The organism is Streptomyces sp. R41 (genome assembly GCF_041053055.1).
Classification (GTDB): domain Bacteria; phylum Actinomycetota; class Actinomycetes; order Streptomycetales; family Streptomycetaceae; genus Streptomyces.
This window is the reverse complement of record NZ_CP163443.1, coordinates 6,529,818-6,555,773: the sequence shown is the minus strand read 5'-3', so window position 1 is coordinate 6,555,773 and position 25,956 is coordinate 6,529,818. Positions and strand designations below refer to the sequence as shown.

Below are 25,956 nucleotides of genomic sequence, written 5' to 3'. Positions count from 1 at the left end.
AGTCATACCTGCGGGGCAGGAGTTCTTTCGCAGAACTCCTGCCCCACCCGCGACCCTTAAAGAGTGCGGGTCACGGAGAGTTGGGTAGGCGCACCATATCACTCTCCCCTGTTGTCATGCTCCACCACTGAATGGTCACGGAATCCGGAACGAGATTGTCTCCCGTGTATCCCGCGGTCACCTCGTAGTACATCGTCTCGTGGTTGGCTATCCGGTCGGCAACCACCTTCTCCACCTTGCTCATCCGGGGACTGTTGACCGCGGTGTAGAGAGGCAGGAGATTCCTTCTATCAAGCCCGGTACCGCCGAGCTGATTCGCCAGAATATGTCCTCGCTGCATCAGGCCACTGATGAATCCGCGGGGGGTCGACTCGCGGTCCGGCGGGAACGGAGTCGGGCTGCCGAAGATCCAGGAACTGGTGTTGCCCCGGTATTCGCCCTTTCCGGTCACGTAACCGAAGTCACCCTCGGTCAGGCACGCGTGAATGCCTTGGGCACGCCCCATCCCGTCCAGCGGCATGTAATAGGCCGCGCTGTTCCCTGCCTCGCAGTTGTCCTTGTGAACCGGCCAGGTGTCCCCCTGGCCGATCTCGGCCTGGTAACCGGGCCGGGTGAGCAGCCCCTTGTCGTAGTTGGGGTGCAGCTCGTCGTAGGCGGTCTCCCCGGAGCCCCGCGGTGTGGTGTTCCAGCCGAGAACGTTCCCGAAGATGCGCCCGACGATGGCCGTCGAGTTCTCGGAGGCGAGTTCGCTCGCGATGTCCCGGAGCTGGCCCCAGAACCAGTTGTCGTACGTGTCGTCCTTGGGCGGTGCTCCGTCACCCGAGCGGGTGTCCCCGCCACCGCCGCCGCCGTCCGCGACGAGCATGTGCCCGTCGAGTTCGACACAGCTGGCAGGGTTGCCGCCGGCGAACGCGTACCGGTTGCTGGTGTACGGGTCTGCGCCCAAGTTCATGTCGGACAGGGCGCCGTTGTACATGTCCCGGCTCGTGAAGCGATTGAGCCCGGGGTCGTAGTTGCGGAAGCCCATGTCGTAGGTGCCGGACTGGGCGTCCCAGCGCTTGGCGTTGAAGCGGTAGGGGTTGTACGCCTCCTTCGTGGGGTCGGCCGCATCCGGCTTGTCGATGCCGGTGAACTCGGACTTGTCGTCGGAGCCGTAGGCCGTGTAGCCGTACGTCGCCTTCGTGTCGCCGTTCTTGTCCGTCAGGGTTTCGACGTCGGTGTGGCCGTTGTAGCCGTAGTAGCCGTCCTCCGTCGTACCGTCCGTGTTGTGCTTCTCCTGGGAGAGGCGCTCGCCCCAGGGGCTGTACTGGTACGACTTGGTCAGCGTGCCGGCGACCTCCTCGTCCAGCACCTGGCTGGACAGGCCCAGGTAGCTGTAGTCGGTGGTCTTGCCGTCGGCGGTCTTGGACGCGGTGCGGTCCATCGGGTCGAAGGTGTAGGTGGTCGACTTCAGCACACCCGCCGAGTCCGCCTTCTGGGACTCCACGACGTGGTCGAAGCCGTCGTACACACTTCGGGAAACGATCTTTCCGTCCGCCGTCACCGATTCCTGGCGGCCGAACGGGTCGTAGTTGTAGTTGGCCGTGGATGTTCCGGTGGTGGCGCTCAGCAGGCGGTTGCGGTCGTAGTTGTAGGTGGTCGTGGTGTTGTTGACCGTCTGGCTGATGACGTTGGCGTTGGCGTCGTGGACGTATGTCTCCGTGTCCGCCCCGTTGCCCGTCTTCACCGACTGCTTCAGCCGGTCGGCCGGGTCGTACATGTAGTCCGTGGTGGACGACAGGTACGCCGTGTGGTCGTCGGCGTTCATCTTCTTCGCCACGTCCTGCGACTTGTTCCCGTTGGGGTCGTAGGTGTAGGCGTGCGAAGCGACGAGGGTGCCGTTGGGCTTCTTCTCGGTCGACGACTTCTGCGCCGCGTCCAGGTAGTACGCGTAGTCGATGGTGTTGCCGTTGGCCTTGGTCTCCTGGAGCTTCAGACCGCGGTCGGTGTAGGTGTACGACGTGACCTTGGGCGAGGCGTCCGTGGCGGACTTGCCGACCGAGACCGTCTTGACCAGGTTGCGCAGGTCGTACGTGTACTTGGAGAACTGGTCCGGGTGCGTGACCGAGTCGAGCAGACCGTCCAGATCGTAGGTGTACGACGTGGCCTTCTTCTCCACCCCGGACAGCGACTCGCTCACCTTCTGGACCTGGTTGATGTCCGTGTAGGTGATCGCGTAGGTGTCGATCTTCGCCGCCGACGACGAGTCGCCGATCTGGGTCAGATTGCCGTTGATGTCGTAGGAGTAGGAGAAGTTCTTCTTCTCCGTGTCCGCCGGGTCGCCGCTGGTGTCACGGACGAGTTTGACGCCGTCCGCGACCACCGTGCCGCCGCTGTTCTGGAACAGCTGCAGCTTGGCCGCGTTGCCCTGCTTGAAGGCGTATGAGCCCAGCGAGACCCAGGTGCCCTGGTTCGCGGTCGCGTTCTGATCGATCGTCTTGTCGACCGTGCCGCCGTCGTACGTCAGCCTGTACTTGGCCGTCGTCGCGGCGCCCGTCACCTTGGGGAACTTCACGTACGCGGCGTACGTGCCGTCCTTGGGGATGTTGAGCGTCCACGTGAAGGCGTCCGTACCCGTGCCCGAGGCGTGGGTCTCGTGGTTGTAGCCCTGCTGGCCGGCGATGTCTCCCTTCGTCCAGGTGCCGGTCTTCGCGATGGTCTGTGTGTCGGAGTTGTCCACCAGAACCACCGACTTGCCCACCGGGACGCCGTCGTCCGAGCGGGACTTCAGCGTGCCGTCCGGGTAGTACGACCAGGACATCGTGCGGTCCGAAGAGCCGCCCGCCGAGGTGATGGTCCGCGTCGTCTGCTTGCCCAGCTCGTTGTAGTCGTACGTCGTGGTGATGTCCCACGGGTCCGTGGAGGACCTCACCCAGCCGTTGTCGTAGTAGGCATAGGTGGTGTCGTTGCGGACCGTCTCGCCATCCGACGGGGGCAGCGAGGTCTTCGCCACCCGGCCCACCTTGTCGTAGGCGGTCTCGGTGTAGATGTTCGGGTTGTTGTAGCGGGAGTCCGCCGGGTCGTAGGGCTGGTATCGCTTGGTGGGGCGGTTCAGCTCGTCGTAGTCCGTGCGCTGGGTGAAGGCGTCGGTGGAACCAGCAGCCGTCGCCCGCGGGGTGAACACCTTGGTGACATTGCCGACCTGGTCGTACTCGTACTTCGACGTGCGGTACGTGATGGTCGACGTGCCGTCGTGCGGAACCTTGACCTCGGTCTGCTTGCCGCGCTCGTCGTACGTGACGAGCGTGGTGTTGTTCTCGGCGTCTGTGGCCGAGGTGACCAGGCCGTCCTTGTCGTAGCCCTTCTTGCTGGTCTTGCCGGCCGCGTCCGTGACGACCGTGACCCGGTGGTCCAGGTCGTAGTCGGTCTTGGAGGAGTAGTCGGTCGCGTCGGCGGTGGCGTTCTTGTTCGGGTCGATGACCTTGGTGACGTTGCCGACGTTGTCGTACTCGTACGAGATCTTGTCGTCCTTCGCGTTGACCACGGAGGTGAGCTGGTAGATCTCGTCGTAGTTGTTCGTCGTGACGTAGTCGGTCGCATCCGAAGTCGTCGCCGTGCCCTTGGGCTCCGTCGTCGTCTTCAGGTTGCCGACCTTGTCATAGGTGTACGTCGAGGTACGCGGGCTGGTCTGGTTGTTGGCCGGCGCCGTCGCCGAGCTGACCTGGTCCGCGTTGTCGTACACCGCCGTGGAGACCGCGCCGTTGGGCGCCGTCGACTTGGTGACGTTGTCGTTCTCGTCGTACTCCGGCGCCGGGGTGGTGATCACGACGCCGGTTCCCTTCGGCACCGTGTTGACCAGCGGACGCCCGAACGTGTCGTACGTCTGCGTGGTCACCTTCTGGTTGGCGTCGGTGACCTGAGTGACCTGGCCCCTGTCGTCGTAGACGAACTTCGTGGCGTTGGTCTTCGCGTCGGTGATCGTGTCCGGGTAACCGGCGGGCCCGAAGCCGCTGTACGTCGTCGGGTTGCCGTTGGCGTCGGTCGCCTTGGTCAGCTCACCGTAGGCGTCGTAGTCGTACTTCGTGGTGTAGTCGTCCGGCACCGAGGTCGTCGCGACACCCTTGGGGTCGGTGACCGTCTTCAGGTTGCCGAAGCTGTCGTAGCCGAACTGCCAGGCACGCCCCTCCGGCGACGTCTTGCGGAACAGGTCCGCCGAGAAGCCGTCCGCACGCGTCTGGTACTCGAACTTCGCCGCGTTCGCCGGCCACTTGGAGGTGTCCGAGACACAGGTGGCCGTCTGGTCCGGCACGCCCGCCTTGTTGTTCTCCGCGTCGCGCTGCCAGAGCGGGTAGCCCGTCTTCTGGTCGTAGCAGTACGCGGTCTTGGCGCCGTTGTTCTCCTCCAGGTAGGTGACGTTGTTGTCCGCGTCCCACGACATCTTCGTCGTCTGAGACTTGGCATTGGTGGTCTGGACCGGGCGGCCGAAGTCGTCCGTCACGTACTTGATGGCATGCGACTCGGCGTCGGTGACGGTGGTGTCGGTGAACTTGGTGTTCGCCGTGTCCGCCGCGTAGACGAAGCCGGTGTCACCGTTCAGACGGTCGGTGATCGTCTTCGTCCACCAGTGGTACTTCGGATCGTCACCGGTCTGCGGCGCGTAGTACGCCAGCTGCGTCCCGTGCCCGCGCGGGTCCGTGGCCTTGACCAGCTTGACGTTCTTGTTGCCCTGCGTGGCGTCGTAGGTGAACTTGAAGACCTTCGGCTGGGACGAGCCGTCACCGTCGGTGAACTGCCCGAGCAGGCCCTTCGTCGTGTAGTAGAAGGAGACCTTGCGGGTCGGGAGACCGGTGACGGACCCCGAGATGTCCGTCATGGACTTCACGTGGTCGTAGATCTTCGAGTTCGTGAGGTTGGTGCCGGTGACCTTGGCGCCCGTGTCGTCGATGTAGTCGTACGACGCGTCGCCCTTCTTGTAGTAGTCGACCGTCAGGGACTGACGGCCCGCCGGGTCGGTGATGTAGGTGAGGAACTTGGTCGGCTTGTTGTTCGACTTGCGTTCCTCGTACGTGTACGTCTGCGTGTTGCCGTTCTTGTCGACCGCCGACGTCATGTAGCCGTCGCAGCCGAAGAGGAAGCGCGTCCCGTCCGGGCGCGTGAGCGTCCAGGCGTCGGGGATCGGGTCCTTGTTCGGCGTGCAGTCCAGGCCCGCCTTCATCGTGACCCTGTAGTGGACGCCGGCCGGGGCCTTCCACGTACCGTCCGCCTGCTTGGTGAAGACGTGGGTCGTGCCGTCGCCGTCCGGGAGACGGATCTCCGTCGGGTTCGGGTTGGGGTGGAAGTCCAGCGGTGCGCCGAGACGGATCGGACCGGCCGCCTGGCCGGACCAGCCCGCGCCGAGCACGGTGTCGGACGTGTCGAGAGAGTTGTACGCGAAGCGCGCGAAGGTCGTCAGACCGCGGCCCGGGTTCGTGAACGCGTTGTACGACCAGACGCTGTTGCCCGACGCCAGGTTGTTCATCACCGTCGAACCGGCGCCCGTGTTCTTGCCCGTGTACGAGTAGAACTTCTCCAGGCCCAGCGCGTTGGAGGTCGGGTCCTCGACCGCCACGTTCTGCTTAAGGGACGGGATGCCGCCGGTGCCGGCCGACAGCCAGCTGCCGTCCGAGACCTTCTTGATGTCCCAGCCGAGGACGTAGTCGGTGCGCTTGTTGCCCTCATCGGAGTTGATGGGCGTCTTGACCTGCGCCTGGATCGTCGCCGACTGGCCGGGCGAGAGCGCCGGGATGGCCGTGGAGAGCTGGTTGCCGCCCGTCGTCACGTCCGTGCCGTCGGGGAGCTTCCAGGTGTACGACATCACGCGCTCACCGGCGGCCCAGGCGGCACTGGTGGTGTTGGTGACCGTCATGTCCACCGTGTAGGTGGAGTTGGGGGTCATCCGGGCCGGGGTCTGCGGAGCGTAGTACGTGTCGTCGGTCGTGGAGTCCACGTAGATCACGCGCAGCAGCGGGCCGAGCTGCGGGTCGGGTGCCTCCGAGGACAGGAACAGGGAGCGCTCCTGCGGACCCGTGGTCGTCTCGTCCTTGAGCTTGACCAGTGCGCCCTTGTTGGTGGTCGGAGTCTTGATCCAGCCCTGGGTGAGCGACGTGGCGTCCCACCAGTGGCGGCCGACCTCCGAGACCTGGGCGACCGTGTCCGAGACCGTGCCGGAGAAGTCACCGCCGGGCGCCGTCCACGCGGTGCTCGACGTCGCGTTGTTCCACGTCGCCGTCGTCTCGTCGAAGTCCTTGGTCAGACCGTGGAGTTCATAGATCGCGCCGTTGGTGTCGGTCGTCGTCTCCGCACCCCACATGAACAGGCGCGACTCCAGCACGGTGGCCGTGGTCGGGATGCTCGACGTGGTGAACTTCATCGCCGCGCGGGCCTTGCCGTACGTGGTGGAGTTGTTGCCCACCTCCAGCCACTTCTGGCCGACGCCGAAGGAGGCGATGGTGTCCTCGTTGGTGGTCGGCTGTCCGGACGACAGGGTCGTGTCCGTGACGCCGGACGTGCCCTGGATCAGGCGCATGGTGCGCCCCGCCTTCGGGACACCGACTATGCGGGTCGGCGAGCCGAGCAGCTGGCCGTTCTTCGTCTTCACCGCGAGCTGGTAGTAGTACGAGCGCCCGATCTCCTCCGAGGAGGAGTCCGGGGTCGGTGTCGCCGTGGTGTCCGTGTACGCCGTGACCGACTTGTCGATCGGCGCGACCAGCGTCGCCGCGGACGGCGTGAACACCTGCTGCGTGGAGCGGTGCAGCTGGTACTCGACCGGGTCGAGGCCGGAGTCACCGGTGGTGTTCGTGTACGCCTTCCAGCTCAGCTCCGGGCCGGTGGAGTGCACCACGGTCGGTGAGTTCAGCGCGGTGCCGACGGTGCCGTAGGTGACGGTCAGCCGTGGGATGGTGGCCGTCTCACCGCCGTAGTCGCCGTCACCGGACTCGTAGCGAGGGCCGCCGGTGGGGGCGGCGGCCGTCTCGTCGGTGGCCTTGAGGACGAATCCGTTGTTGGTGGAGGTGCCGTCGAGCCACTGCTGAACGGTGTCCGTCACCGGGAACTTGTGCCACTGGTTGTACTCGCCGACGTTCTTCACGATCGACGCCGGGTTCACGAACCGCACCGCGTCCGCGATCACCGCGGTCGTCGAGGAGGCCGGGCCGTCGCCGAGGACGACCTTGCCGGCCGTGCCCTTGTTGAAGTTGATCTGCGAGCCGCCGTTCAGCGACGTCCACACGCCGTTGGTGCCGGACTGCTGGTTCACCGTGTAGGTGGCCGTGCCGTCCTTGGACGTCACCGTGTACGGGGCGTTCGTGGCCCGGTCGGTGGCGGCCACGTAGTGCGCGTCGACCCGGTAGGAGGCGGTGTCCTTGATGTTCGGCTGCCAGGTGTAGGTGTCCCCGGCGACGGTGTCCTTGTTGGACCGGTAGTCGGCGTTGATGCCGTACTGAGCCAGCGACGACGTCGAGGCCGGCCAGCTGCCGACCGCGGCCGTGGTGCCCGCGTCCCCGTCGTCCACCTGGACACTGGTGCCGGACAGCTCACCCACCAGGGAGCTGGTGTTGGTCCAGGTCGCCGTCGACTCGGTCCACGCGCCGGTCGCCCGGTAGGCGCCGATGGTGACATCGTTGGCATTGGTGGTGTGCGCCTGGTCGAAATACATCTCCAGACGCGCCGAATCGATCTTCGTACCCGAAGGAATCTCGCTCAGCGGGAACTTGATCAGCGAGCGGGAGATGCCCGTGTCGGTCTTGCCCGCCGACAGCTTCCAGGTGGTGTTGAAGTTCGTCGACGCCTGGTCCGACAGGACCATGGTGTCCTGGGAGTCGGTCGGCGACGGCGCGATGGTGATCGTCGGGTCGATGACGACCGGGTACTGCCGCTCCTTCGCGGCCAGCCACTTCGTGTCCGGCGCGACCGTCAGCTTCCAGGACTTGCCGTCCCGGGTCAGCTTCTGGCTGACCTTGGTGCTGTAGGTCTTCCCGAAGACGGACTTGTCCGCCTTCTTCGCGTCCGTCATGTACGGCGCCGGGATCACCAGTTCCGGCGTGTGCGGCAGCTCGCCGTACAGCGCGATGGAACCGTCCTTGCGGGCCTTCGGCGTCAGCCCGTCGGTGTCCAGGGTGAAGGTGAACTTCAGTGGACCGGTGGGGCGTTCGGTGAGGGTGATGTTCTCCTTCACCCGGCCGGGGCCGACGGCGTACGCGAGGTCCGTACCCTTCGCCACGTCCTCGTACGTGACCGTAGAGCCCTTGGCCTTCGGCTTCAGCGAGCCGTCCGCGCCGTCGAGGCCGAGGGTGACCGAGCGGCCGTCGGGTGCCGCGAAGCGCACCAGGCGATCAGCGTTCTTGCCGAACCAACTGCGGCCGTTGTTGGTGGTGTTGGAAAACTCGAAGCCCTTCGCCCCGCTGTCGCGGACCGCCGTGTCGATCGACTTCCAGGCCGCCTTCTTGCCGGTGCCGTCGCGGTAGGACGTCGGCACCGCCGACAGCTCCGCCTGGACGCTGCCGTCCGACATCTGCCAGAAGCGCGCATCCGCCGTACGCCGGCTCTTGAGCTCCTTGACCCGCGTGGCCTTGGGAGCGTTCTTGCCCTTCGGCAGCTTCTGCCGGTCGGCGATGTCCAGCTCGTCGTGGGACGGAGGCTTGTCGTGCCCTCCGCCGTCGTCGTCCGAGAACCAGCCCTTGAGCGTATCGACGACACCCTTGCCACCGTCGTCCTCCTTGGACGAGGCGGCATAGGCGAATTGTGGCAGCGCGGTACTCACGACTGCGGACACCACAAGGCAGGAGATCACTCTCCCGTATCGGACTTTCACGTCCAATGCCCTCTCTATTGCGGCGCGACCCTCATTCCGGCCTTTCGCGTGCGCGTGACGCACCTGCCGAATGCGGGCACGCCGAACCACCAGCCGGGGCATTTCCCGGCCGGTCCTGAACGAACGGCCTTTCCTTCTTTCCTGTGAACTGACTTTGCAGCAGCCCGAGTTCTAATCAGATGGGCGAGGTCATGTCAACGGAGGTAACAATGCGGACACCTCGCCCGATGCAGGCCAGGAGCGGCGAACCGGGCGGTCGATTCGCCGGATATTTCCCGTCGTTGGATCGGGCCGCTTCCCATGAGGTATAACCGCCCGGTTCTTCAGCCGCCCGCATTCGTTCCCGGAATGCGCGCCGATCCGAAAGCGGGAGCGCCATGCCATCGACACAGAAGCCGGACGACGCCGACACCCCGGAAGTCGCCAATACGCCGGAAGACGCCGACACCCCGGAAGACGCCAAGGACAATTCGCCGGAAGCATCCGGGGAAAAGCCCTCGAAGGGCACGGACCTCCGTGGAATTGCCGTGGGTGGCGTCCTCCTCGCCGCCTGCGCCGGAGTCGTCGTCTACGGCGTGCTCAACACCGCCGAGAAGCCGAAGCAGCACCACGTGCCCACCGCCGCGGTGACGTACGAGGTCGAGGGCGACGGCACGGCCGACATCACGTACCAGGCGCGCAGCGAGTCCGGGGACGCCGTGGTGGCGGACGAGGTCACGCTGCCGTGGAAGAAGACCGTGAACGTGCCGCTCGGCAAGGCGCCCCTCGTGACCATCACCCTGGGCGAGAAGGGCGGACGGGCCAGCTGCCAGCTGGCCATCCGCGGCAAGCACGTCCAGACCGCCACCGCCTTCGGGAAGTTCGGGCGCGCCACCTGCCAGGGCGAGCTGCCCTCGCCGGAGCCGTCGGACGCCAACGCGACCGGCCAGGAGGGCAGCTGATGACGTCCGCGGGCCGGGGCGCGGTCCGCGTCGCGCTCGCCGCCGCCGTCGTCCTCAGCGCGGTCGCCCTGTCCGTGCGCACCGGGACGACCGGCGTACGCACCGAGACTCCCCGGGGCACCCTGCGCACCGTGGCCGTGCCCGCCGGGTCGGATCCGGCGCGCCGCGTGCTGCCCGCCCGGACGACCGAACCGTTCCGCATGGTCGGCGTCACCTGGTCCGACGCGCGGGCCACGCTCGGCGGGACGGCGCAGATCCGCACCCGCAGTGCCACGACTGGGCGCTGGTCTCCGTGGCGCGACCTCGAACTCGACGTCCACGCCCCGGAGTCGGGGCCCGAGCACGCCGGCGACGGTCTGCGGGGCGGCACCCACCCGCTGTGGGTCGGGCCCTCCGACGGCGTGCAGGCGCGGATCACCGGCGCGAAGCTGCCCGCCGGGCTCCGGGTCGACCTGGTCGATCCCGAGTCGGGGGCGAAGGAGTCGGCACCCGCCCCGGCCGGGGCGGCGACCGCCGCCGGTCAGCCGGACATCGTCCCCCGCTCCGGATGGGGCGCCGACGAGTCGATGGTCGCGGACCCGCCGACGTACACGACCGACACGAAGGCCGTGTTCGTGCACCACACCGCGGGCACCAACGACTACACCTGCGCCGAGTCGGCGTCGATCATCCGCGGCATCTTCGTCTACCACGTGCAGAGCAACGGCTGGAACGACATCGGCTACAACTTCCTGGTCGACAAGTGCGGCACGGTCTTCGAAGGCCGCGCGGGCGGCGTCGACAAGCCGGTCTACGGCGCGCACACCTACGGCTTCAACACCGACACCAGCGGCGTCGCGGTCCTCGGCGACTACAACACCGCGACCGCGCCGCAGGCCGTGCGCGACTCCGTCGCGAAGCTCGCCGCGTGGAAGCTCGGGCTGTACGGGATCAACCCGTCCGGCACCGTGGTGATGGCGGCGGGTGCGGACAACGGCAAGTACACGCAGGGCCAGTTGGTGACCCTGAACCGGATCTCCGGTCACCGTGACGGCTATCCGACCGAATGCCCGGGCGAGCACCTCTACGGCGATCTGCCCGCCATCCGCACGCTCGCCTCCAACGCCGACTCCCCCGCTCCGACAGGCGACATGAACCGCGACGGCCACGCCGACCTGGCCGCGGGCGTCCCGAAGGCCACGGCGAACGGGCCGGCCTCGGCCGGGCAGGTCACCGTCGTACCGGGTGCGCGCTCGGCGCCGTACGCCGGGAACAAGGCGGTCATCACCCAGGAGTCGGACGGCGTGCCCGGCGGCTCGGAGACGGGCGACGGCTTCGGATCCGCCACCGCCTACGGCGACTTCGACCACGACGGGTACGCGGATCTCATCGTCGCCTCGCCCGGCGAGGAGGTCACCGCGGGCGCGAGCGACGAGGGTGCGCTGAGCCTGCTGCGCGGCACCGCGAACGGCCTCGCGGGACAGGCCGGGATGGTCAACGAGCCCAGCGGGGTACGGGCGAGCGGCGCCCGCTTCGGAGCGGCCCTCGCGACCGGGGACTTCGACGGGGACGGCGGCGACGACATCCTCGCCGTGGCGCCGGGCGCGGCGCGCGCCTGGGCGATCGACGGCGCGGACCGTACCTTCTCCGCACCCGCCCAGCTCGCCTCCGGCGGTGGCGCGTTGAGTGATACGGACATCGCGACCGGAGACTTCGACCACGACGGGTACGAGGACGCCGCCCTCACCTTCCGTACCGCGGGCGGTGCCACGCCCCTCGTCGTGCTGCGCGGCTCTGCGAGCGGGCTGCGCACCGACACTCCGGCCGTTCTGGACGGTGCCGGCGGGCGGGCGCTCGCCTCGGCGGACTTGAACGGCGACGGCTACGCCGACCTGGCCGTGGGCCGCCCCGATGTGGGCGACGGCGGGGAGATCTCCACGTTCCACGGCTCGGCGGACGGGCTCACCACCACAGGGGCTCCGGTCCTCGGCCGTGCCGCGATCCCCGGCGGCGAGTCCGGTGACCGGCTGGGCGCCTCGCTCGCGGCGGGCGACACGGACGGCGACGGCTACGCGGACCTCCTCGCCGGTGCGCCCGGCGAGGACGTGGGCACGGCGACCGACGCGGGCGCGGCCCTGCTGCTGCGCGGCGGCCCCGACGGCCTCACGGCCACCGGCGCCGGGGTCTACGACACCGACCTCGCCGGGGTGCCGGGCGCCGCCGAGACCGACGACCGGCTCGGTTCGGCGGTCGCACTGGCCGACCTGACGGGCGACGGCCGGCCCGACCTCGTGCTCGGCGCCGACGGCGAGAACGCGGGCGACGGCACCGTCCTGACGCTGAACGGCGGTCCGGACGGGGTCGTCCCGGAGAGCGGCGCCTATTACGGGCCGACCGCGCTCGGTACGTCCGCCGCGGCGGGCATCGGCGGCGTACTGGCGAAATGAGCGACCGGGGCCCAGCGGCGCTGGGCGAAGCAAGCACGTGCAAAGCGAGCACGCGCAAAGCAAGCACCGCGGCGCCCGGTTCCGGAGTGATGTACGGCACATCCAGCGACGTGATGTTTGGCAATTCCCGTGCGCTGTACAAGAAGCCACCCCTGATGCGGGTGGGTCAGTTGTGAAGGTTCTCTAGGGGTGGGGCATTTGAGTCGCAGGACGACCCATGCGTACAAGCCGCTGAGTCTGAAGCGGAGAGCGTGGCTGACCATCGGGGCGGTCGTGTTGGGTGGAGCGGGAGCGGTCACCTACGCCGTCGCGAATCCGACCGATCAGCCGGACCAGGACGCCAAGGGCCGCAAGCCCGCCGTGCACACGGTCAAGCTCAAGGACAAGGGGGCCGGCCGCAAGGGCCTGGACCAGCAGGGCACCGACCGGTTCAGCGCCGTCCTGCTGACCTGGAGCGACCCGGACGCGAAGCCGAAGGGCACGCCGGAGATCCGCTACCGCGAGCTGGAGACGGGCAAGTGGTCGGGCTGGCAGAAGCTGCCCGACGACCCGTTCTCGGCGGACGGTACGGAGGCCGAGCGGGCCGGGACCCGCGGCGGCACCGCGTCCGTGTGGACCGGTGACGCGGACGGCGTCGAGGTGCGCGTGGTCGGCGCGGACGGCGCCGAGGCGAAGGGCCAGCCGTCCGGGATGGACGTCAGGCTGCTCGACCCGGGCACCGATCCGGCCGCCAAGGGCGGCACGGAGCCCGCGGCGTACGCCCTTCCGGCGGAGGAGACCACGCCCGCGCCGACGGACCCGTCGATACCCACCGACTCCGCCTCCCCCACCGACTCGGCGAGCCCGACGGACCCGCCGGTCCCGACCGACACCGCGTCGCCGACCGACAGCGCGACGCCGACCGACACGGCCCCGCCCACCACACAGCCGCCGAGCCCGACGCCCTCCCCCTCCGACACCGTCCCCGCGCCGCGCCCCTCCACGGTCGTCAAGCCGCCGATCATCACGCAGGCGGAGTGGGGCGCCTCCACCGACTACGACGGCACTCCCGCGTACGGCACCGAGATCAAGGCCGCGGTCGTCCACCACACGGGCGTCGACAGTGACAACAAGATCTCCTGCGGCGAGTCCCGGGCCCGGCTGCGCACCATCCAGCAGGAGCACTTCTCGCGCGGCTACTTCGACATCGGCTACAACTTCGTCGTCGACAAGTGCGGCCAGATCTTCGAGGGCCGCAGCGGCGGCATGGACCTGCCGGTGATCGGCGCGCACGACATCGGGTTCAACACCAACACGGTCGGCATCTCGTACATCGGCAACTACGAGATCGCCAAGCCGAGCCGCGCGGGTCTGGAGGCCATCGCCCGGATCGTCGCCTGGAAGTTCGGCATGTACGGCGTCGACCCGAACGCCAAGGTCACGCTGGTCTCCGGCAGCCCCAAGGGCCAGGACGGCAACCTGATCGACAAGGGCACGTCGATCACGCTCCCGACGGTCTTCGGTCACCGCGACACCAACGCGACGGCCTGCCCCGGCGCCAACCTGTACCCGAAGCTTGCCGAGATCCGCCGGTTCGCGGCGAGCGCCGGCAAGAACTCTGCGATCCCGACCGCCGACTTCAACCGCGACGGAATCAGCGACCTCGTCGCCGGTACGCCCAAGGCGTCGGGCGGCGTCGGCAGCGTCACCCTCGTTCCCGGCGGCCTCAACGGCCCGGTCACCGCGTCGAAGGTGACGCTCACCCAGAGCAGCCCGGGCGTCCCCGGCTCCTCCGAGGCGGGCGACAACTGGGGCGCCGCCACCGCGTGGGGCGACATCAACGGCGACGGCTACGCGGACCTCGCGGTCGGCGCGCCCGGCGAGGACGACACGAGCGGCAACGCGGACCGCGGCTCGGTCACCGTGCTGTACGGCCCGGCCCTCAACTCCGGTCTCTCATACGCCACGTCGGGCGTCACCGCGGCCGGTGCCAAGCTCGGCTCCGCCGTCACGGTCGGCGACTTCAACGCCGACGGCAAGGCGGACGTGTTCGCCGCGGGCACCGGCAAGGGCGGCAACTGGAACGCCCGTCTGACCGGCGGTGCCACCCAGACCGGCACCCTCACCACGTCGACGAGCGCGATCGCGTACGCCGATGCCACGACCGGCGACTTCAACCGGGACGGCTACGCGGACGTGGCCCTCAACTACCGTGACGCGGGCGGCATCGGCCGGGTCACCTGGTTCAAGGGCGGCGCGTCGGGCCTGACGAAGGTGTCCACGATCAGCGTCAAGGGCGGCCGCTCCATCGCGGCGGGCGACGTGAACGGCAACGGCTACGACGACCTCGTCATCGGCCAGCCGTACACCTCAGAGTCCGGCGCGGCCTCCGGCGGCCAGGTCACCATGGTCCCCGGCACCAGCACCGGCTTCACCACCACCGGCATGACGACGATCCAGCAGGACACCACGGGTGTCCCGGGCAGCAACGAGTCGGGCGACGCGCTCGGCACCTCGGTGTCGGTCGGCGACTACAACCTCGACGGTTACGCGGACGTCCTCGCGGGCGCCCCGAACGAGGACATCACGCGGGACGGCGTCAACCGCTCCAACGCGGGCACGGCGATCCTCCTGAAGGGCACCTCGACGGGCCTCACCGGTTCCGGCGCGATCGCCGTCTCGCAGGACACCTCGGGCGTCCCGGGCTCCACCGAGACCGACGACAAGCTCGGCTCGGCCGTCTCGCTCACCGACCTGTCCGGGTACGGGCGCACCGACCTGACCCTCGGCACCGAGGGCGAGGACGGCGGCGACGGCATCCTGATGTACGTGCCCAGCAACAGCACGGGGCTCGGCCTGACCCAGGCCGCGGTCTACAGCAAGAGCCAGCTCGGTACGCCGACGGGTGCGCACCTGGGGCAGCTGCTCACGCCGTAGGTGTGACGGACGCGGCGCCGCGCGCGCTGGAGGGGGTGTGGATGCTTTCCGGCCACGGCTGGAAAACATCCGCACCCCCTCCGGCTCTCCCGCCGCGCCGCTCCGACTCCCCCCGGGACCGCCGCGGCGGGAGAGCCACCCGGCCGAGACCTCTTACCACTGCACGAGGTCTCGGCCGTCTGCGTTCCCCGGCGTCACCGGCGTCGTAGGAGTCGTCGAGTCCCGCACTCACCCAGTGCTCTCCACCGGCTCCGGCACCGGCGCCGGGCGCCCCTCGGGAGTCGGCACCCTGTGCGCGTCCACCACGACCCCGGCGATCAGCGCCGCCAGCAGCAGCGAGCCCATGGCCCACCACGTGGCGACGTTGAAGCCGTGGACGGCGGCGCGGGAGGCGAGGGCGCGGCGGTCGACGCCGGGCCCGGCGTGCGCGGTCGCGTACCGCGTCGTCACACTCGCCGCGATCGTGTTGAGCAGCGCCGTACCGATCGAACCGCCCACCTGCTGGGCGGTGTTGAAGGTGGCGGAGGCCGCGCCCGAGTCGCGCGGGGCGACGCTTCCCGTGGCCAGCGAGACGCAGGTCATCATCGCCGTACCCATGCCGAGGCCGAGCATCAGCATGCCGGGCAGGACATGGGAGGCGTACGCCGGTTCCACCCCGACCTGCGCGATGAGCGCCAGTGCGCCAGCGGCCAGCAGCAGCCCGGGGACGATCAGGGCGCGCGGCGGGACCTTGTTCAGCAGCCGGGCCGCGACCTGCGTGGAGCCGGTGATCATGCCGACGGTGATGGGGAGATAGGCGAGCCCGGTCTTCAGCGGCGAATAACCGAGGACCCGCTGGAAGTAGTACGTGAGGAAGAGGAAGACCCCGAACATCCCGATGGTGACGAAGAGGATGGTCAGGAAGGCCCCGACGCGCTGGCGGTCCTTCACCACCGACATCGGCAGCAGCGGCACCCGGGCGCGGGTCTGCCAGAGGCCGAACAGGCCGAGAAGGACGACCCCGGCGGCGAGCAGCCCCAGGACCAGCCCGTCGCCCCAACTCCTCGACTCCGCCTCGGAGAAGCCGTACACCAGCGAGAGCATCCCGGACGAGCCGAGCAGCGCGCCCGGCACATCGAGGCGGGCGTCCTCGTGCCGGCCGCCGCTGTCGAGCAGCACCCACGCGCCGGCGAAGGCGACGAACGCGATGGGGACATTGACGTACAGGCACCAGCGCCAGTCCAGGTACTGCGTGAGCAGGCCACCCGCGAGCAGCCCGATCGCCGCGCCCGCGCCGACGATCGCGCCGAACACACCGAAGGCCTTGCCGCGGTCCTTGGGATCGGTGAACGTCGTGGTGAGCAGCGACAGCGCGGAGGGGGCGAGCAGCGCCGCGAACACGCCCTGGAGGGCGCGCGCCCCGAAGAGCATCCCGGAGCCCGTCGCCGCACCGCCCAGCGCGGATGCCGCCGCGAAGCCCAACAGGCCGATCATGAACGTGAGTTTGCGCCCGGCGAGGTCGGCGACCCGGCCGCCGAGCAGCAGCAGCCCGCCGAAGGCGAGCGTGTACGAGGTGATCACCCACTGCCGGTTCCCGTCCGACATGTGCAAGTCGGTCTGGGCGGACGGCAGGGCGATGTTCACGATGGTCATGTCGAGGATGACCATCAACTGCGCGAGCGCGATGACGACCAGCGCCCACCAACGGCGGTTGTCGGCCATGAGGCCTCCCGGGTCCGGCGGTTGCCCTCAATGGTCCCGCCGTGGCCGCCGATTGGGAACGGCCGCGTACCCTAAGAGGTGGTAATGCGCGCTACCGCGTGGCCTCCCGGCACAGCAGCCGCAGCGAACCGTCGCCCGCGTAGCAGCGCCGGGCCTCGTCGATCGGGTCCCACAGCCGCCCGTCGGGAGTGCGCAGCCAGTGGTCGCCGCCCGTCTCCCACCACTCCGCGCCCGTGTACCGGGCGACGACCTCGCCGGCGTACGCGCCAAAACCGCGCAGCACGGTCTCGAGGGCGGCGTACGGTGCCCCGTCCCGCCGTATCTCCTCGATCATCCGGTCGACGCGCCACAGGCTCTGCGCCGAGTAGTCGAGGCGCAGCCGGGCGCCCTCGCGCATCGTCGCGACCGTGTCCGCGGCCCAGCGCATCGGCTTCGTCGCAGCTGAGGGCCTGGTTTCCTGAGTTGCGTTCACATCGGGAAGAGCGCCTTCCGGGCGGAATTCGTCACCCGTCCCGGCGGTGTTCGCGACACCGGCTCAGGACCGCCACCTCCAGCGCAGGACGGTCACAGGAATCTCGCAGGAAAACAGGTTTACGCCCGGACGCGCGGGATGCGTCATGCCCTTCCCCTCGCCCGGCGTGACACCACCGCCCGCAGCACCCGCCGCCCCTCTGTCGACACGTCCAGCGCCGGCCGGAGTCCGCCCGTGCCGTGGCCCGCGAGCAGTTCCAGGATGGTGACCTGGCGGCGCAGTTCGGCGGCGACGAGCGGCGACATGCCGTCCGTACGGCCCTCGCGGCGGGCCGTCACACAGGACTCGCCGTCGTCGGCGACGTCGAGCAGCCGGTGGATCTGCAGGGCCGCCACGGAACAGGCGTCGGCCCAGGAGCGCAGCTCGGTCGCCGACGGCTCCGTTGGGACGGCGCCGAGCATACGGCGGGCGAGTACGGCGGCCTCGTCCTCGTCGGTGACGGCCGGCTCGAGAACGTCCGCGTCCAGCTTCGCGCGCGCTTGCTCCAGGCGTTCGCCCCACACGCTCCACACATCCGATTCCGCCAGGCTCGCCCACAAGGGCCGCAGGATCTCGTCATCGCCGCCCAGCAGAGGTACGCACCGATCCAAACAAGCCAGACCGCTCGCCGCCAGACCTCGCTCGTCGGCCTGAGCGATCAGTTCCACCAGGCTCATCACGCCTCCCTCGAATCCCTCGACAGGGCGCCTGTTTCTAACGGAGCCCGCACTTCCCCTTACTGCGTGCGACGGACCAGGAGTGTCACAGCGGCACCACACCGAGCCGGTCGAGTAACCGGAAGAAGAGGTTTTCGGCCAACGGGTCGGGGTCCGCGGTCAGCACGTCGAGGAGAGGCTCGACGGTGATGGTGTGCCCGGCCTCCGCGGCCCAGGAGACGGCCCGTGCGGCGGCGTCGGCCGGCTCCAGGAAGTAGTCGTCGACGCCGAGTTCGCCCTCGCCGCCGACGTAGCCGGCCATCGCCTCCCGTGCCAGACACGCCGTCCACGCGCCACTGTCCGGCGCGGCCGCCTCGACGGCCACGCAGTCGCTGTCCATGACGTACCCGAAGAGCGCGGGCGCACCGGTCTCCCGGGCGAGCGCGTTCATGTTCCCGACGTCGCCGTCGCCGCTCGGGTACTCCCACACCTGCCAGCCGTCGGGCGCCGCGGTCCGCAGCACCATGCCCCGCGCCCCCGCGAGCGCCTCCAGCTCCGCGAGCGGGCGCTCGCTTCTGCCCACGACGTAGTAGCCCCAGTAGCCCATGCCGGTTCCCCCCGGTGTCTCGTCGGCTCGCGGTTCGGCTCGCAGTTCGGCTGGGGCCGAATACACCACAAGGGCACGTGAGTTGGCCAGCGAAACGGACGATTCGGTCCGTGTCAGGCGGCCACGGGGACGCCGGGACCGCGCAGCGCCTTCTCGTCCTGCATGCGGGTGAGGCGCCGCACGAAGAGGATGGCGAGGACGGCGGCCGCGACGAAGAGGACCTCGGATACCCCCAGCAGGCCGATGGCCTCGCGCAGTTCGGCGGGCGTGTCGGCACGTCGCACCGACTGGCCGGCCAGGCGGTCCGTCACGGCGGCGGCCGCCCAGATGGACCACCAGGAGTTGAGGAGATGATGCGGCGACGACGGCATCCGCGTCCCGTCCTCCAGGGACAGCGTCGGCAGCGGCGCGCTCGCGTCCCAGACGTCGGCGGCGATCCGGCGCGGGAACCACAGGTTCACCACCGGCACGAACCAGCCCCAGATCGCCCAGCCGCGGCGCATCCGGTGATCCTGCGGCGCGAACACCTCGGCGTTCACCCGCACCCGGTGGAACCAGCAGATGAAGACGACCGCCGTGGCGATCTCCAGCATGAACTGCAACCCGCCCGAGATGGCGAGGAGCCGGTCCGCCTCGTCCATCTTCTGCCCGGAGATGTCCTGGTACGCGCCGTCGGTGACGGCGCTGAGGATCTCGTACGACGGGAAGACCGAGTAGAGCCCGAAGAGCCCGGCAGCGGCGCACACGACGAGCATGACGACCGTGGCCTGCCCGAGGCCGATCGGTGAACGCAGCTGGGCGGCGGACCCCGACGAGCCCCCCGTCCGTGTGTCGGCCGTCCGGACAATGCAGAGGTCGCAGAGGCCGTCCCCGGCCGTCGCTTCGAAGTGCCGGCAATGGGTGCAGAGCATGGCTGAGCGGCCCCCCACGGGTCCAGGAACAGGAAACCGGGCGCACCCCTCCCCAGGGCTTCACGCTCGGCACGCGGAACATACGGTTCGGCGTGCCCGCACGTCCAGCCCATGCGCACGGCGGTCCGCCGACTCGCGGGCGCGGGCGGTCCACCGGCTCAGCCCAGCCGGTCCGCAAGCCCCTTGAAGTCCGCCCAGGACAGCGCCGGCCTGCGCGGATCCCACAGTTTCTGGACCGTGGCGCGCAGCGGCATCCTGATGCCCGCCGCCACCTGGTCCTGGGTCTGCGCGCTCGAGCGATCGCACCACACCGCGAAGACGCCGCCGAGGATCTGCCCGTCGTACTTGGCGGGGACGGCCGTCGTCCCGCGCACCACGAGCGGGGTCCACTGCTCGTAGATGCGCTGCCCGGTCGGGTAGACGAAGGTCTGCGGCTGCCCGAGCACGTAATAGAGGAACTCGTCGTTGTAGTTGATGAGCTTGCGCCCCGTGCTCAGGTACTCGACGGGCAACCGCGCCCCGATCTCCTTGCCCGTCCAGTACGCCACCTGCAGGTCACCGTCCGCCTGGACGGTGCCCCCGCGGAAGAACCCGTCGTTCCAGGCCCGCGGGGTCCGGTCGTGCCCGCGCACCACCTCGGCACGGTCGTTCAGCCAGCCGGTCGCCAGGTCGGCGACGCTCGCGCCGGCGCCGTACGCCTTCGTGGCGGCGGCGGCCAGCTGCGGATACGACGCCGCCGGATTCGCCACCGTCAGGGCCTGGTACTCGTCCCCGCCGATGTGCCAGTACGCGCCGGGGAAGAGATCCGCGTACTCATTCAGCAGTTGGTCGACCAGGTCCGCCGCGGCGGGCTTGGAGATGTCGACGGCACCACGTGTGGGGACCCCGTTGATGTTGCGCAGCTGAAGGTCGGGATGCGCGGCGAGGACGGCACCCAGATGGCCGGGTGAGTCGATCTCGGGGACGACGGTGATGTGCCGGCTCGCGGCCAGGTCGATGATGCTGCGCACCTCCGCCTTGCTGAGGTGCTCCTTCGACACGATCTCCGGGTGCGTGTCCGACTGGATGCGGAAGCCCTGGTCGTCGGAGAAGTGCAGCCCGAGCTGGTTGAACTTCAGGTCGCCCAGCTCCCGGACCCGGTCCTCGATCCAGGCCGCCGTGAAGTGCTTGCGCGCGATGTCGAGCATGAACCCGCGCTGCGGTTTCGCGGGCCGGTCGCGTACGACGCCCTCCGACGCCGTACCGCCGCCGTGCACCTCTTGCTTGAGGGTGCGCGTGCCGTAGAAGACGCCGGTGTCGGTGGGGGCTGTGATGGTGACCCGCCGGTTCTGGACGGTCAGGGTGTACGACTCCGGGCCCACGGACCCCTCTTCGAGGCCCAGCTCGACATCGCCGTCCCTGGCATCCGTCTCCCCCGCGTACGTCAGCTTCAGCTCCCCAGCGAGCAGCCGCCCCTCGTCGGCGAGGTCGGGGTCGTCCACCACGACACGGGCTCCGGTGGCGGGGCGCCAGCCGGGGCCGCGGGCCGGCGTGTGCTCGCGTACGGCCGGGATGGTGCGCGGGGTCTGGGACAGCGGATACGTCCGGGTCGGCGAGGGAGAGGGCGTGGCCCTGGCCGGGGTCGTGGGCGAAGCCGCGGACTTGGCGGCCGAGGGCACGCTCGCTCCCGTCGGCTCACCGTCGCCGGCGGAGGGCCACAGCGCGACGGTCGCCGCGACGGCACCGGCCGCCACCACGCTCGCCGCGATCAGCGCCGGCCGCTTCCTGCTCCGCACCCGCGCCCGCCGCCTGCCCGTGCTCACCGCATCACGCCCTTCGCTTCGGCCGCCAAGGTCCACTTCCCGTCGTAGACGTCGTACACCTCCTTTGTGAACCTAAGCCCCCAGGTCCATCCGCACGTCCACCACACGTTCCGAAACTCTGCCGTCCGGGTGAAATTCGGGCATCCGTCGGACAGCTGCTGACACTCCTCGATAGCGTGAGCGACGCAACTCTCACTCCTTCCCCTGCCGAAACACACGTGACGTCCACGGGCGTCACGGGATCTCCGGATCCAACCGTCGTCCCGCCTCCATCCCACCGCCGAGGACCCACGCTGCCTTCGCACCGTCTCCCACGCCTCCCCGGCCAGGTCGCCCTCCCCGAGCAGAAGAGCGCGGCGCCGTCCCCGGCCCGCCTTGAGCGGTTCAACACCGCGCCCGCCGACGCGGCCGAGCACGCCCTCCTGACCTGCTGCCGCAGCCTGCGCTGGGCCCACCGCCTGGCCGACCACCGGCCCTACCCGGACCTGGACGCGCTGCTCGCCGCGGCCGACGAGGCGGCGTACGACCTGACTCCCGCCGACCTCGCCGAGGCGCTGGCCGGCGAATCGCTCACCCTGCTCCCGGACGGCACGTACTCCGCCGCCCACACCGCACTGAGCGCCGCGCACGCCGCGTACGAGAGCCGCTTCGGACATGTGTTCGTGATCTGCCTGGACGACGCGACCCCCGAGGAGGCCCTTGACCAGGTACTCGCCGCCATCCGATCACGGTTGACAAACGATCCGGAGGAGGAGCGGGTGATAACGGCGGACGAGCTGCGCCGCTTGGCCAGGGGTCGCCTGACCCGCCTGGTGCAGCACTTCCACGGGCCCCTCTAGGGGCGCGGGGCGGCGGCATATACGGCTCCGCCGTGTGGGCGCGACCAGCCACGACCGACCCGCACCCGGCAACAGACCGCCCGTAATAGCCCGAACGTGCCTGATTGATTGCCAGTTTGATCACATAGATAGGGCCGCTGTAAGCGTTCCGACAACACGTCGCTACGATGGCCAGGGCCGGTGGACCGTACCCGGCCGGGCCGACCGACACAGAAGCCGGCAGGCCCCAATCCCCGCTCCCGGAGGGTTCTTCCGTGCCGGCTGGAACGCTGTACCGCGGCCGGGAAGGAATGTGGTCCTGGGTGGCTCACCGAGTCACCGGCGTCCTCATCTTCTTCTTCCTGTTCGTACACGTGCTGGACACCGCTCTCGTCCGTGTCTCCCCCGAGGACTACGACAAGGTCGTGTCCACGTACAAGACGCCGATCGTCGCGCTGCTGGAGTACGGCCTCGTCGCCGCCATCCTCTTCCACGCGCTCAACGGCCTGCGAGTCATCGCCGTCGACTTCTGGTCGAAGGGCCCGCGCTACCAGAAGCAGATGCTCTGGTCCGTCGTCGGTATCTGGGTCGTCCTGATGGTCGGGGCCCTGTACCCCGTCCTCGGTCACGCAGTCCGCGAAGTGTTCGGGAGCTGACACAGATGTCCACCACTGAAACCGCCGCTTCCGGCATCGGCCCCGTCGAGGGCGCGGGCGCGTTCTCGACGTACAGCGTCGACAACCCGGCGCCCCTCATCGAGGCCCCGCGCAAGCGCACCAAGAAGACCCCGAAGTCGACCCGCGGCAACTTCGAGATGTACGGCTGGCTGTTCATGCGCCTGTCCGGCATCGTCCTGGTCGTCCTGGTCATCGGCCACCTGCTCATCCAGCTCGTCCTGGACGGCGGCGTCTCCAAGATCGGCTTCGCCTTCGTGGCCGGCCGCTGGGCGAACCCCTGGTGGCAGGTCTGGGACCTGGCCATGCTGTGGCTCGCCATGCTGCACGGCGCCAACGGCCTGCGCACGGTCATCAACGACTACGCGGAGCGGGCGAACACGCGCCTGTGGCTGAAGGGCCTGCTGTACACCGCCACGGTGTTCACGATTCTGCTGGGCACGCTGGTGATCTTCACCTTCGACCCGAACATCCGCTAGGCACGGGGCTGAGGCAACCACTCATGAAGATCCACAAGTACGACACCGTCATCGTCGGCGCCGGCGGCGCCGGCATGCGCGCCGCCATCGAGGCGACGAAGCGCAGCCGCACCGCCGTGCTGACGAAGCTCTACCCCACCCGCTCCCACACGGGCGCCGCGCAGGGCGGTATGGCCGCCGCGCTCGCCAACGTGGAGGAGGACAACTGGGAGTGGCACACCTTCGACACGGTCAAGGGCGGTGACTACCTGGTCGACCAGGACGCCGCCGAGATCCTGGCGAAGGAGGCCATCGACTCGGTCCTCGACCTGGAGAAGATGGGCCTGCCCTTCAACCGGACGCCCGACGGGACGATCGACCAGCGCCGCTTCGGCGGTCACTCCCGCAACCACGGCGAGGCCCCGGTCCGCCGGTCCTGCTACGCGGCGGACCGCACCGGCCACATGATCCTCCAGACGCTGTACCAGAACTGCGTCAAGGAGGGTGTGGAGTTCTTCAACGAGTTCTACGTCCTCGACCAGCTGATCACCGAGGTCGACGGCGTCAAGCACTCGGCGGGCGTCGTCGCCTACGAGCTCGCGACCGGCGAGATCCACGTCTTCCAGGCGAAGGCCGTGATCTACGCGTCCGGCGGCACCGGCAAGTTCTTCAAGGTGACCTCCAACGCGCACACGCTGACAGGTGACGGCCAGGCGGCGGTCTACCGCCGTGGCATCCCGCTGGAGGACATGGAGTTCTTCCAGTTCCACCCGACCGGCATCTGGCGCATGGGCATCCTGCTGACGGAGGGCGCCCGCGGTGAGGGCGGCATCCTCCGCAACAAGGACGGCGAGCGCTTCATGGAGAAGTACGCGCCGGTCATGAAGGACCTCGCGTCCCGGGACGTCGTCTCGCGCTCCATCTACACGGAGATCCGCGAGGGCCGTGGCTGCGGCCCCGAGGGTGACCACGTCTACCTGGACCTGACTCACCTTCCCCCGGAGCAGCTGGACGCCAAGCTGCCCGACATCACGGAGTTCGCGCGCACCTACCTGGGCATCGAGCCGTACACGGACCCGATCCCGATCCAGCCCACCGCGCACTACGCGATGGGCGGCATCCCGACGAACGTCCAGGGTGAGGTCCTGTCGGACAACACCACGGTCGTCTCGGGCCTGTACGCGGCGGGCGAGGTCGCCTGCGTGTCCGTGCACGGCGCCAACCGTCTCGGCACCAACTCGCTTCTGGACATCAACGTGTTCGGGAAGCGCGCGGGCATCGCCGCGGCCGAGTACTCGGCGAAGGCCGACTACGTCGAGCTGCCCGAGAACCCGGCGTCGCAGGTCGTCTCGCAGGTCGAGCACCTGCGCGGCTCCACCGGTACCGAGCGGGTCGCCGACATCCGCCGGGAGCTGCAGGAGTGCATGGACGCCAACGTCATGGTGTTCCGCACCGAGCAGACGATCAAGACGGCGGTCGAGAAGATCGCGGAGCTGCGCGAGCGGTACAAGAACGTCTCGATCCAGGACAAGGGCAAGCGGTTCAACACCGACCTCCTTGAGGCGATCGAGCTGGGCAACCTGCTCGACCTGGCCGAGGTCATGGCGGTGTCGGCCCTCGCCCGCAAGGAGTCCCGCGGCGGTCACTACCGCGAGGACTACCCGAACCGCGACGACGTCAACTTCATGCGCCACACCATGGCGTACCGCGAGGTCGGCGACGACGGCACCGAGTCCATCCGTCTCGACTACAAGCCGGTCGTCCAGACCCGCTACCAGCCGATGGAGCGTAAGTACTGATGGCAACCCCGACCCTGGACAAGGCGGACGCGGCCGGCACGCCCGAGCCCGGCTTCGCCGACTCGCCGTACATCACGGCCACCTTCCGCATCCGCCGCTTCAACTCCGAGGTCTCGGCGGAGGCGGCCTGGGAAGACTTCCAGCTGGAGATCGACCCCAAGGAGCGTGTCCTCGACGCCCTCCACAAGATCAAGTGGGATCAGGACGGCACCCTGACCTTCCGCCGCTCCTGCGCCCACGGGATCTGCGGTTCGGACGCGATGCGGATCAACGGCAAGAACCGCCTCGCGTGCAAGACGCTGATCAAGGACCTGAACCCCGAGAAGCCGATCACGGTGGAGCCCATCAAGGGCCTGACGGTCCTGAAGGACCTCGTGGTCGACATGGAGCCGTTCTTCCAGGCGTACCGAGACGTGATGCCGTTCTTGATCACCAAGGACACGAACGAGCCCACGCGGGAACGCCTCCAGTCGGCCGAGGACCGCGAGCGCTTCGACGACACGACGAAGTGCATCCTCTGCGCGGCCTGCACGTCCTCGTGCCCGGTGTTCTGGAACGACGGCCAGTACTTCGGCCCGGCCGCCATCGTGAACGCCCACCGCTTCATCTTCGACTCGCGTGACGAAGCGGGCGAGCAGCGCCTGGAGATCCTGAACGACAAGGACGGCGTGTGGCGCTGCCGCACGACCTTCAACTGCACGGACGCCTGCCCCCGCGGCATCGAGGTCACGAAGGCGATCCAGGAAGTGAAGAGGGCACTGATCACGCGTCGGTTCTGACGTCTTTCGGCGCCTGGTGAGCAGTACTGAGGGCCCTGTTTCCGCTGTGACGCGGAGGCGGGGTCCTCAGTTGTTGTGGCCTGATTCGGCGGCTTCTGAGGGGTGCATTCCGCAGGCACACTCCGCATCA

At 68.9% G+C, this 25,956-nt stretch carries 15 protein-coding genes; 8 read left to right on the top strand and 7 right to left on the bottom strand.

The genetic code is table 11. The features are described from left to right. Positions 1-70: 70 nt before the first annotated feature. Complete coding sequence (locus AB5J53_RS30060) at positions 71-8,776, bottom strand: DNRLRE domain-containing protein (RefSeq protein WP_369248745.1); 8,706 nt, start codon at positions 8,774-8,776, stop codon at positions 71-73. 428 nt (positions 8,777-9,204) lie between these two features. Between AB5J53_RS30060 and AB5J53_RS30055 the strand changes: the two genes are divergently transcribed. The 3 genes from AB5J53_RS30055 to AB5J53_RS30045 all read left to right on the top strand — a co-directional run bounded on the left by AB5J53_RS30055 (position 9,205) and on the right by AB5J53_RS30045 (position 15,110). After that, a complete protein-coding gene (locus tag AB5J53_RS30055) occupies positions 9,205-9,768 on the top strand; it encodes a hypothetical protein (protein WP_369248744.1) in 564 nt (187 codons plus the stop codon). After that, entirely contained in the window at positions 9,768-12,194 is a 2,427-nt protein-coding gene (locus tag AB5J53_RS30050; protein WP_369248743.1) for an FG-GAP-like repeat-containing protein, read from the top strand. The genes AB5J53_RS30055 and AB5J53_RS30050 overlap by 1 nt, the downstream gene beginning before the upstream one ends. A 198-nt stretch (positions 12,195-12,392) precedes the next feature. Continuing rightward, positions 12,393-15,110 carry an FG-GAP-like repeat-containing protein gene (locus AB5J53_RS30045; RefSeq protein WP_369248742.1) on the top strand — a complete coding sequence of 906 codons (2,718 nt, stop codon included), beginning with the start codon at positions 12,393-12,395 and terminating at the stop codon, positions 15,108-15,110. A 228-nt stretch (positions 15,111-15,338) separates the two neighbouring features. Here AB5J53_RS30045 and AB5J53_RS30040 read toward each other — a convergent pair whose 3' ends face one another. The 6 genes from AB5J53_RS30040 to AB5J53_RS30015 all read right to left on the bottom strand — a co-directional run bounded on the left by AB5J53_RS30040 (position 15,339) and on the right by AB5J53_RS30015 (position 21,232). Further along, on the bottom strand, positions 15,339-16,811 hold the full coding sequence (locus tag AB5J53_RS30040) for an MFS transporter (protein WP_369248741.1): 1,473 nt from the start codon (positions 16,809-16,811) through the stop codon (positions 15,339-15,341). A 91-nt stretch (positions 16,812-16,902) separates the two neighbouring features. Beyond that, a complete protein-coding gene (locus AB5J53_RS30035; RefSeq protein ID WP_369248740.1) occupies positions 16,903-17,238 on the bottom strand; it encodes a hypothetical protein in 336 nt (111 codons plus the stop codon). A 188-nt stretch (positions 17,239-17,426) separates the two neighbouring features. Further along, a complete protein-coding gene (locus tag AB5J53_RS30030; RefSeq protein ID WP_369248739.1) occupies positions 17,427-17,999 on the bottom strand; it encodes a hypothetical protein in 573 nt (190 codons plus the stop codon). Between the two features lie 85 nt (positions 18,000-18,084). After that, positions 18,085-18,585, bottom strand: coding sequence for a hypothetical protein (locus tag AB5J53_RS30025; RefSeq protein WP_369248738.1), 501 nt, complete (start codon positions 18,583-18,585; stop codon positions 18,085-18,087). Between the two features lie 113 nt (positions 18,586-18,698). Then, positions 18,699-19,496, bottom strand: coding sequence for a DUF4328 domain-containing protein (locus AB5J53_RS30020; protein WP_369248737.1), 798 nt, complete (start codon positions 19,494-19,496; stop codon positions 18,699-18,701). Between the two features lie 158 nt (positions 19,497-19,654). Further along, entirely contained in the window at positions 19,655-21,232 is a 1,578-nt protein-coding gene (locus AB5J53_RS30015) for a glycoside hydrolase family 20 protein (RefSeq protein ID WP_369252557.1), read from the bottom strand. Between the two features lie 359 nt (positions 21,233-21,591). Here AB5J53_RS30015 and AB5J53_RS30010 point away from each other — a divergent pair, with 359 nt between their 5' ends. The 5 genes from AB5J53_RS30010 to AB5J53_RS29990 all read left to right on the top strand — a co-directional run bounded on the left by AB5J53_RS30010 (position 21,592) and on the right by AB5J53_RS29990 (position 25,826). Next, complete coding sequence (locus tag AB5J53_RS30010; protein WP_369252555.1) at positions 21,592-22,137, top strand: 2-oxo-4-hydroxy-4-carboxy-5-ureidoimidazoline decarboxylase; 546 nt, start codon at positions 21,592-21,594, stop codon at positions 22,135-22,137. 254 nt (positions 22,138-22,391) lie between these two features. Next, positions 22,392-22,772 carry a succinate dehydrogenase, cytochrome b556 subunit gene (gene sdhC / locus AB5J53_RS30005; protein WP_369248736.1) on the top strand — a complete coding sequence of 127 codons (381 nt, stop codon included), beginning with the start codon at positions 22,392-22,394 and terminating at the stop codon, positions 22,770-22,772. 5 nt (positions 22,773-22,777) lie between these two features. Then, on the top strand, positions 22,778-23,269 hold the full coding sequence (locus AB5J53_RS30000) for a succinate dehydrogenase hydrophobic membrane anchor subunit (protein ID WP_369248735.1): 492 nt from the start codon (positions 22,778-22,780) through the stop codon (positions 23,267-23,269). Between the two features lie 23 nt (positions 23,270-23,292). Further along, positions 23,293-25,047, top strand: coding sequence for a succinate dehydrogenase flavoprotein subunit (gene sdhA / locus AB5J53_RS29995; RefSeq protein WP_369248734.1), 1,755 nt, complete (start codon positions 23,293-23,295; stop codon positions 25,045-25,047). Further along, positions 25,047-25,826, top strand: a complete 780-nt coding sequence (locus AB5J53_RS29990) for a succinate dehydrogenase iron-sulfur subunit (protein WP_369248733.1) — start codon at positions 25,047-25,049, stop codon at positions 25,824-25,826. Before sdhA ends, AB5J53_RS29990 begins: the two co-directional genes overlap by 1 nt. Positions 25,827-25,956: the final 130 nt, after the last annotated feature.

Bases quoted from the DNA above. Each gene is read 5' to 3' on its own strand.
- AB5J53_RS30055 (WP_369248744.1), top strand. From the start codon at position 9,205: ATGCCATCGACACAGAAGCCGGACGACGCCGACACCCCGGAAGTCGCC.
- AB5J53_RS30050 (WP_369248743.1), top strand. From the start codon at position 9,768: ATGACGTCCGCGGGCCGGGGCGCGGTCCGCGTCGCGCTCGCCGCCGCC.
- AB5J53_RS30040 (WP_369248741.1), bottom strand. From the start codon at position 16,811: ATGGCCGACAACCGCCGTTGGTGGGCGCTGGTCGTCATCGCGCTCGCG.
- AB5J53_RS30035 (WP_369248740.1), bottom strand. From the start codon at position 17,238: ATGCGCTGGGCCGCGGACACGGTCGCGACGATGCGCGAGGGCGCCCGG.
- AB5J53_RS30030 (WP_369248739.1), bottom strand. From the start codon at position 17,999: ATGAGCCTGGTGGAACTGATCGCTCAGGCCGACGAGCGAGGTCTGGCG.
- AB5J53_RS30025 (WP_369248738.1), bottom strand. From the start codon at position 18,585: ATGGGCTACTGGGGCTACTACGTCGTGGGCAGAAGCGAGCGCCCGCTC.
- AB5J53_RS30020 (WP_369248737.1), bottom strand. From the start codon at position 19,496: ATGCTCTGCACCCATTGCCGGCACTTCGAAGCGACGGCCGGGGACGGC.
- AB5J53_RS30000 (WP_369248735.1), top strand. From the start codon at position 22,778: ATGTCCACCACTGAAACCGCCGCTTCCGGCATCGGCCCCGTCGAGGGC.
- sdhA (WP_369248734.1), top strand. From the start codon at position 23,293: ATGAAGATCCACAAGTACGACACCGTCATCGTCGGCGCCGGCGGCGCC.
- AB5J53_RS29990 (WP_369248733.1), top strand. From the start codon at position 25,047: ATGGCAACCCCGACCCTGGACAAGGCGGACGCGGCCGGCACGCCCGAG.